Genomic DNA, 7503 nt, shown 5'->3' with positions numbered 1-7503 from the left:
TGCGCCCCAACGACCTGATCTGGAACTACTGGGTCAACAACTACCTGCTGGGCAAGGAGCCGCCGGCGTTCGACATCCTCTACTGGAACAACGACAACACACGCCTGCCGGCAGCCCTGCACGGCGACCTGCTGGACTTCTTCAAGCACAACCCGCTGACCCACCCAGGCGGCCTGGAGGTGTGCGGTACGCCGATCGACTTGCAGAAAGTCAACGTCGACAGTTTCAGCGTGGCCGGCATGAATGACCACATCACCCCGTGGGACGCGGTCTACCGCTCCACCCTGCTGCTTGGCGGCGATCGGCGCTTCGTGCTGTCCAATAGCGGTCACGTGCAGAGCATTCTCAACCCACCGGGCAACCCCAAGGCCCACTATGTCGAGAGCGCAAAAATGACCAGCGACCCGCGGGCCTGGTACTACGATGCCAAGCAGGCCGAGGGCAGTTGGTGGACCGAGTGGCTGGGCTGGATCCAGGCGCGCTCCGGCGCCCAACGGGAAACCCTTATGGCGCTGGGGAACCAGAAATACCCTCCTCAGGAAGCCGCACCTGGCACCTATGTGCGGGTGCGTTGACCACAGACTGCGCGGCGGCCGGGACACGGGCCGTCGCATTCACCGACCTCAAGCATCGACCACTAAGAAGACTGGATGAAAACCCGCGACCGGATTCTTGAATGCGCCCTGTTGTTGTTCAACCAGAAGGGCGAACCGAATGTCTCGACCATGGAGGTTGCCAACGAAATGGGGATCAGCCCCGGCAACCTCTACTACCACTTTCACGGTAAGGAGCCGTTGATTCTCGGTTTGTTCGAGCGCTTTCAAAGTGAGCTGACACCGCTGCTGGATCCGCCCTCCGATGCACGCTTGAGTCCGGACGAGTACTGGCTGTTCCTGCACCTGATCATCGAGCGCCTGGCGCATTACCGCTTTCTGTTCCAGGACCTGTCGAACCTGGCCGGACGCCTGCCGAAATTGGCCAAGGGCATCCGCAACCTGCTCAACGCCCTCAAGCGTACGCTGGCCTCATTGCTGGCGCGCCTCAAGGCTGAGGGAAGACTGGTGAGCGATACCCGTGCTCTCGGGCAACTGGTCGAGCAGATCACCATGACCCTGCTGTTCTCCCTCGACTACCAGCGGATTCTCGATCGTGAAGGCGAGGTGCGGGTGGTGGTCTATCAGATCATGATGCTGGTGGCGCCCCACCTGCAGCCGGCGGGCAAGATAGCGACCGAGCAACTGGCGCAGCAATATCTCGAAGCGCACGCCTGAACACAGTGCGGTGTGGCGTAGGCCCCATCGCGAGCAGGCTAGCTCCTACGGTGGTCTGTGGTTCAACTCAAAAGGCCCAAACAAAAACGCCCGACCTTCGCAGGCCGGGCGTTTTTGTGTGTCCCGCAGTAATCAGGACTGACTGGTTGGCGCCGCTGGAGTGGGCGTTGCAGTCGGGGTTGCAGCAGGTGCTGGCGCGGCGGCGGAGTTTGCCGAGCTGACCGGCGCTGGCGCGGCAGCAGCGGCCGGCTTCGCAGCGACGGCTGGCGCTTTCGGCGCAGCAGGCTTTTTGGCTGCCGGCTTTTTCGCTGCGGCCGGTTTGGCTGCTGGCTTGGCCGCTGCGGTTTTCGCCGCAGGCTTGGCGGCTGGCTTGGCTGCCGGTTTTGCTGCGGCCTTGGCGGCGACCGGCTTGGCGGCGGGTTTGGCGGCGGGTTTGGCCGCTGCCGTTTTCGCAGCCGGCTTGGCCGCTGCTTTGGCTGCAGGTTTGGCGGCGGCCTTGGCGGCAACCGGTTTGACGGCTGGCTTGGCAACAGCAGGTTTGGCCGCTGCGGTTTTCGCCGCAACAGGTGCAACCTTGGCACCGGTGAGTTTTTCGATCTGCTTGGTCAGGGTATCGACCTTGCTGTGCAGTGCCTTGACTTCATTGCGGCTTGGCACGCCCAGACGAGAAATGGCGCTGTTCAGGCGCTTGTCGAAAGCCCCTTCCAGTTCATCCCATTTGCCCAGCGCACGATCTTTCACGCCGGAGATACGCGACTTGGCGGACGACGCAGAGTCTTTGGCAGCGTCGACTTTTTTACCCACAGCGCTCTTGGTGAGCTTCTCTGCTTTCTCGCCATCTTTAACCAATGCATCGAAGAGTTTGCTGCCGTCAGTGTCGATCTTCGAGTACACGCCTAAACCAGCCAGCCAGATTTTGCGGGAGTAGTCTTCGACTTTCCCGATCCACGAGCTGCCTTCTTTATCAGTGGTTTTTTTACCAGCCATCCCGTTCTCCTTAATGTTTACGCGCGACACGTTCGAGCAATGCCGTCAGCCCATCGAGCTTAGCAGAGAGTGTCTCAACGTCATGTTTAGACGCAATGCCGACACGATTCAAGGCATTGGCGACACGGGTGTCGAAAGCCCGCTCGACTTTGTCGAACTGCACTTCAACACGCTCCCTGAGACTGACCACTTCACCCTTGACGTTATCGATCTGAGTGTTGGCGGCTTCAAGTTGTTCATCCACAACTTTTTTGCCTTTCTTTTCAACAGCTTGACCCGACTTGATCAACTCTTGAACGTACTCGCTGCCCTCTTGGCCAACCTTGGCGTAGGCACCCAGGCCAGCCAGCCAGATCTTGCGGGCATAGGATTTCACTTCATTCACCGGGGCAGGCTGAACGTCGGTTTTTTTCTTCAGAATAACTTTGGCCATGGTGCACCTCACGCGCAGAAGGTTTGAGGAACTGCCCGCGAAAGAGTCGGGCTCAGGCACACGGTAGGGAGAAAAATTAGAAACGGCACCCTAACCCGGGATTGCTGAGTGCACCGTTTGAATTGTGGGAGCGAGCCTGTCGAATCGTCGCACCGTCGCGAAGAGGCCCTCAAACCATGCACTGCCCTCGAGCACGCCATCGCCAGTTCAAGCCGGCTCCCACAGGAGGAAGGGGGGATATCTGCCAATCGATGCCCGATTCAAACCAACGCCTTGTCCAGCGCCTTCTCGATTTCCGCCTTGATCACGCCGCTCATCGCCGACATCATCAGGCCCAGCTCGACATCGACCCGAATCGAATCCTCGGCCACATGCACCGCACCCTTGACCCCGGAGCGCTTGAGATTGAGGGTGTCGCCGGCCCATTGCGGCTCCAGGCCGTATTCCTCGGAGAGCTTCTTCGCCAGCTTCTCGGCCTTCTCGCGGGCCGCGTCCTTACCCAGGCTGTGGGCACGTTCAACACTAATGCGGGCCATTGAATGACTCCTTCTTTGTAAATTCAGCGATGGATGCTTGTCGGTAAATCTGACCGCCACTGCGGCAAATCGTCCCGAAGGTCGCCCATCTTACCTTTAGCCATTCCAAGACAAAGCATGGCTTGGGGATTAGAATGGCGCGCATTCTCTTATGGTGACAGCGATATGACTGATCAGCGCAAAGGCAGCGATGCCGAACCCACCACGCACTTTGGCTTCAAGAACGTTCCGGAAAGCCAGAAGGCGGAAAAAGTCGCCGAAGTATTCCACTCGGTAGCGGCCAAGTACGACTTGATGAATGACGTGCTGTCCGGCGGCATGCACCGTCTGTGGAAGCGTTTCACCATCGAGCTGTCGGGTGTGCGCGCAGGCAATCGCGTGCTGGACATCGCGGGCGGCACCGGTGACCTGGCGGCCAAGTTCTCGCACCTGGTTGGCCCTACCGGCCAGGTAGTCCTGGCGGACATCAACGAGTCCATGCTCAAGGTCGGTCGTGATCGCCTGCTGGACAAAGGCGTGGCCGGCAACATCGAGTTCGTCCAGGCCGACGCCGAGAAGCTGCCCTTCCCGGACAACCACTTCGATTGCGTGACCATCGCCTTCGGCCTGCGCAACGTGACCCACAAGGAAGACGCCCTGCGCTCGATGCTGCGCGTACTCAAGCCCGGCGGCCGCTTGCTGGTGCTGGAGTTCTCCAAGCCAACCAATGCGCTGATGTCCAAGGTCTATGACGCCTACTCGTTTGCCTTTATGCCGATGGTCGGCAAGCTGATCCTCAACGACCCGGAAAGCTATCGCTACCTGGCCGAATCGATCCGCATGCACCCGAACCAGGAAACCCTGAAGTCGATGATGGTCGAGGCCGGTTTCGACCGCGTGACCTACCACAACATGACCTCCGGTATCGTCGCCCTGCACCGCGGCATCAAGCCCTGATGCTGCTCGCCGGCCTGCTCGCCAGTGTCGAACTCGGCCTGAATCGGGTTCTTCGTCTCGACAGCACCGCGCTGCCGCGCCTGGCGCACCTGAGCGGCAAGGTGATTGCCGTCGAGTGTCGCAGCCCGGCACTGCAGCTGTTCATCCTGCCTAGCGATGAAGGCCTGCTGCTGGCCGCGCATTGGGAAGCCGAAGCCGACTGCACCTTGCGCGCCCCCGCTTCCAGTTTGCTGGCGCTGGCGTTGAGCAAGGACAAGACGGCGATCCTGCACCGCCCCGAAGTCGAGCTCGATGGCGACAGCGGCGTGTTGCTGGAATTGGCCGGCGTGCTGCAGGACCTGGAGCTGGACTGGGAGTACGAACTCTCGCGCTGGCTCGGCCCGGTGGCCAGCCACCTGATCGGCGGTCACCTGCGCAGTCGCGCCCGCTGGTATCAACAAGGTTTCGCCAGTCTCAACCAGAACCTCGCCGAATACCTCGCCGAAGAATCGCGCACCCTGGTGGGCCAGCGCGAAGCCGAAGCCCGATTCAGTGAACTGGACCAGGTCAAACTCGACCTGGAACGTCTTGAGGCGCGCCTGGAGCGTCTTTCCCGATCCCTCGACTCAAGCGATAACGCATGAAGCTGCTCGCCGTCCGCCGTCTGTTGCGCATCCAGCGCGTCGTGATCCGCTACCGCCTCGATGACCTGCTGTTTGCCCTGCCCCTGCCCTGGTTCCTGCTGGCCCTGCGCTACGCACTGCCGTGGCGCTGGTTCCCGCGCAAGCCCCTCGATCTCAGCCGTGGCGCACGCTTGCGCCTGGCATTGCAGGACCTGGGACCGATTTTCATCAAGTTCGGGCAAATCCTGTCCACCCGCCGCGACCTGCTGCCCGAGGACATCGCCGACGAGTTGATGCTGCTGCAGGACCGCGTTCCGCCGTTCGATTCGCAGCTTTCGGTGAAGCTGATCGAAGAGCAACTCGGCAAGAAGATCAGCGAAGTGTTCAGCCGTTTCGACGTCGAGCCATTGGCTTCGGCCTCGGTGGCGCAGGTGCATGCCGCGCAACTGAAAACCGGCGAAGAAGTGGTGGTCAAGGTCATCCGCCCGGGCCTCAAGCCGATCATCGCGCAGGACCTGGCATGGTTGTTCATCCTCGCCCGAGCCGCCGAAAAGCTTTCCGCCGACGCGCGCCTGCTGCACCCGGTGGATGTGGTCCAGGACTACGAAAAGACCATCTACGACGAACTCGACCTGCTCCGTGAGGCCGCCAACGCCAGCCAGCTCAAGCGCAACTTCGATGGCTCGCCGCTGCTCTACGTGCCTCAGGTCTACTGGGACTGGTGCCGCCCCAAAGTGCTGGTGATGGAGCGCATCTACGGAATCCAGGTGACCGACCTGGCAACCCTCGCCGACCAACGCACCGACATGAAAATGCTCGCCGAACGCGGCGTCGAAATCTTCTTTACCCAGGTGTTCCGCGACAGCTTCTTCCATGCAGACATGCACCCGGGCAACATCTTCGTCAGCACCGTCAACCCGTGGAGTCCGCAGTACATTGCCATCGACTGCGGCATCGTCGGCAGCCTGACCCCGGAAGACCAGGACTACCTGGCACGCAACCTGTTCGCTTTCTTCAAGCGTGACTACCGCCGTGTGGCCCAGTTGCACATCGACTCCGGCTGGGTGCCGGCGGAAACCAAGCTCAACGAATTCGAGGCGGCGATTCGCACCGTGTGCGAGCCGATCTTCGAAAAACCGTTAAAAGATATTTCCTTCGGCCAGGTGCTGATGCGCCTGTTCCAGACCGCTCGCCGCTTCAACATGGAAGTGCAGCCGCAGTTGGTCCTGCTGCAGAAAACCCTGCTCAACATCGAAGGCCTGGGTCGTCAACTGTACCCCGACCTGGACCTGTGGAACACCGCCCAGCCATTCCTCGAACGCTGGATGCGCGAGCGCGTCAGCCCGAAAACCCTGCTCGGCAACCTGCACAGTCAGGTGGAGCAACTGCCGCACCTGGCCAGCATGACCCGCGATCTGCTGGAGCGCATGTCCCAACCCCACGCGTCCGATCCTCCGCCACCCTGGCACCGGCGCCGCGACGACTGGTTCCTGCGCCTGCTCGGTACAGCCCATCTGGCCGGTGGCGCAATCCTGCTGGCGGGTGGTCCACTGAACGAACTGGGCCACTGGCCAGGCGGCGTAATGGTGGCTGTGGGCTTGTATCTGGTCGTTCGTCGATAGCCAGCCGCGTCATCGGCTGGCACACTGTTTCAATTCGCCTGGGCCCAGCGAACACGCCGGGTCAGGTTGTCGGAGTCGAAGATGAAAAACTGGCTGGACGAGATCAAATGGGACAGTGACGGCCTGGTGCCGGCGATTGCCCAGGACTACAAGACCGGGCGCGTGTTGATGATGGCCTGGATGAACCGCGAAGCACTGCAACTGACCGCCGCCGAGAACCGCGCCATCTACTGGTCGCGCTCGCGTGGCAAACTGTGGCGCAAGGGCGAAGAGTCCGGCCACGTCCAGACCCTGCATGAGATGCGTCTGGACTGCGACGCCGACGTGATCATCCTGATGGTCGAGCAGATTGGCGACATCGCCTGCCATACCGGTCGCCAGAGCTGCTTCTATCGCGTCTTTGAAAACGGCGACTGGAAAACCGTCGATCCGGTGCTCAAGGACCCGCATGCCATCTACAGCGCAGGACACACCCATGAGTGACACCCTGAACCGCCTGGCCCAAGTGCTCGAAGACCGTAAAGGCGCTGCCGCCGACAGTTCCTACGTCGCCAGCCTGTACCACAAGGGCCTCAACAAGATTCTGGAAAAGGTCGGCGAAGAGTCGGTCGAGACCATCATCGCCGCCAAGGATGCCGCCGCCAGCGGAGATTGCAGCGATGTCATCTACGAAACCGCAGACCTGTGGTTCCATAGCATGATCATGCTCGCCCAACTGGGCCAGCATCCACAGGCGGTTCTGGACGAACTGGACCGTCGCTTCGGCCTTTCCGGGCACGTCGAGAAAGCCTCGCGTCCGTCCAACTGAATAACGATTAGAGAGGAGTTGCAACATGGGCATTTTTGACTGGAAACACTGGATCGTCATTCTCGTGGTGGTCGTTCTGGTGTTCGGCACCAAGAAACTGAAAAACCTCGGCACCGACGTCGGCGAGTCGATCAAGGGCTTCCGCAAGGCCATGAACGACGATGAAAAACCCGCCGAGCCGGGCGTCCCACCCACTGCACAGCCAGTACCGCCAGTGCAGCCACAGGCTTCGACCCTGAAAGAGCCGCACACCATCGACGTGCAGGCGCAGAAAGTCGAAGAGCCGACCCGCAAAGACTCGTGAGCAC

At 60.9% G+C, this 7503-nt stretch carries 11 protein-coding genes; 8 read left to right on the top strand and 3 right to left on the bottom strand.

The annotated features are described in order from the left end of the window. On the top strand, window positions 1-575 hold a 575-nt coding region (locus tag NR126_RS22095; RefSeq protein ID WP_256831451.1), incomplete at its 5' end, for an alpha/beta fold hydrolase. A 75-nt stretch (window positions 576-650) separates the two neighbouring features. Further along, complete coding sequence (locus NR126_RS22090; protein ID WP_027617412.1) at window positions 651-1271, top strand: TetR/AcrR family transcriptional regulator; 621 nt, start codon at window positions 651-653, stop codon at window positions 1269-1271. Between the two features lie 132 nt (window positions 1272-1403). Here NR126_RS22090 and NR126_RS22085 read toward each other — a convergent pair whose 3' ends face one another. The 3 genes from NR126_RS22085 to NR126_RS22075 form a co-directional block, all read right to left on the bottom strand. After that, entirely contained in the window at window positions 1404-2258 is an 855-nt protein-coding gene (locus NR126_RS22085) for a phasin family protein (RefSeq protein WP_256831446.1), read from the bottom strand. A 10-nt stretch (window positions 2259-2268) separates the two neighbouring features. After that, window positions 2269-2691, bottom strand: coding sequence for a phasin family protein (locus NR126_RS22080; RefSeq protein ID WP_256831445.1), 423 nt, complete (start codon window positions 2689-2691; stop codon window positions 2269-2271). Window positions 2692-2951: 260 nt separating this feature from the next. Further along, on the bottom strand, window positions 2952-3227 hold the full coding sequence (locus NR126_RS22075) for a polyhydroxyalkanoic acid system family protein (protein WP_027617409.1): 276 nt from the start codon (window positions 3225-3227) through the stop codon (window positions 2952-2954). Window positions 3228-3392: 165 nt separating this feature from the next. On the opposite strand from NR126_RS22075, the gene ubiE reads away from it, so the two are divergent. The 6 genes from ubiE (at window position 3393) to NR126_RS22045 (ending at window position 7499) form a co-directional block, all read left to right on the top strand. Then, window positions 3393-4163: a bifunctional demethylmenaquinone methyltransferase/2-methoxy-6-polyprenyl-1,4-benzoquinol methylase UbiE gene (gene ubiE / locus NR126_RS22070; RefSeq protein WP_027617408.1), complete on the top strand. Its 771-nt coding sequence runs from the start codon at window positions 3393-3395 to the stop codon at window positions 4161-4163. Further along, window positions 4163-4786 (top strand): SCP2 domain-containing protein, encoded by a 624-nt coding sequence (locus tag NR126_RS22065; protein WP_027617407.1) that lies wholly within the window; start codon window positions 4163-4165, stop codon window positions 4784-4786. Before ubiE ends, NR126_RS22065 begins: the two co-directional genes overlap by 1 nt. Beyond that, window positions 4783-6387: a ubiquinone biosynthesis regulatory protein kinase UbiB gene (ubiB, locus tag NR126_RS22060; protein WP_027617406.1), complete on the top strand. Its 1605-nt coding sequence runs from the start codon at window positions 4783-4785 to the stop codon at window positions 6385-6387. The genes NR126_RS22065 and ubiB overlap by 4 nt, the downstream gene beginning before the upstream one ends. An 81-nt stretch (window positions 6388-6468) precedes the next feature. Next, window positions 6469-6870, top strand: a complete 402-nt coding sequence (gene hisI / locus NR126_RS22055; protein ID WP_027617405.1) for a phosphoribosyl-AMP cyclohydrolase — start codon at window positions 6469-6471, stop codon at window positions 6868-6870. Beyond that, complete coding sequence (locus NR126_RS22050) at window positions 6863-7195, top strand: phosphoribosyl-ATP diphosphatase (RefSeq protein ID WP_027617404.1); 333 nt, start codon at window positions 6863-6865, stop codon at window positions 7193-7195. The genes hisI and NR126_RS22050 overlap by 8 nt, the downstream gene beginning before the upstream one ends. A 25-nt stretch (window positions 7196-7220) precedes the next feature. Next, entirely contained in the window at window positions 7221-7499 is a 279-nt protein-coding gene (locus NR126_RS22045) for a twin-arginine translocase TatA/TatE family subunit (RefSeq protein WP_027617403.1), read from the top strand. Window positions 7500-7503 lie beyond the last annotated feature (4 nt).

Origin of the sequence: Pseudomonas sp. Pse1 (genome assembly GCF_024519635.1) — a bacterium.
In the GTDB taxonomy this organism is placed as follows: domain Bacteria; phylum Pseudomonadota; class Gammaproteobacteria; order Pseudomonadales; family Pseudomonadaceae; genus Aquipseudomonas.
This window is presented reverse-complemented; position numbering and strand designations above follow the sequence as displayed.

Coding starts and splice junctions, on each gene's coding strand:
- ubiE (WP_027617408.1), top strand. CDS start 3,393: ATGACTGATCAGCGCAAAGGCAGCGATGCCGAACCCACCACGCACTTT.
- NR126_RS22045 (WP_027617403.1), top strand. CDS start 7,221: ATGGGCATTTTTGACTGGAAACACTGGATCGTCATTCTCGTGGTGGTC.
- NR126_RS22065 (WP_027617407.1), top strand. CDS start 4,163: ATGCTGCTCGCCGGCCTGCTCGCCAGTGTCGAACTCGGCCTGAATCGG.
- NR126_RS22075 (WP_027617409.1), bottom strand. CDS start 3,227: ATGGCCCGCATTAGTGTTGAACGTGCCCACAGCCTGGGTAAGGACGCG.
- ubiB (WP_027617406.1), top strand. CDS start 4,783: ATGAAGCTGCTCGCCGTCCGCCGTCTGTTGCGCATCCAGCGCGTCGTG.
- NR126_RS22050 (WP_027617404.1), top strand. CDS start 6,863: ATGAGTGACACCCTGAACCGCCTGGCCCAAGTGCTCGAAGACCGTAAA.
- NR126_RS22085 (WP_256831446.1), bottom strand. CDS start 2,258: ATGGCTGGTAAAAAAACCACTGATAAAGAAGGCAGCTCGTGGATCGGG.
- hisI (WP_027617405.1), top strand. CDS start 6,469: ATGAAAAACTGGCTGGACGAGATCAAATGGGACAGTGACGGCCTGGTG.
- NR126_RS22090 (WP_027617412.1), top strand. CDS start 651: ATGAAAACCCGCGACCGGATTCTTGAATGCGCCCTGTTGTTGTTCAAC.
- NR126_RS22080 (WP_256831445.1), bottom strand. CDS start 2,691: ATGGCCAAAGTTATTCTGAAGAAAAAAACCGACGTTCAGCCTGCCCCG.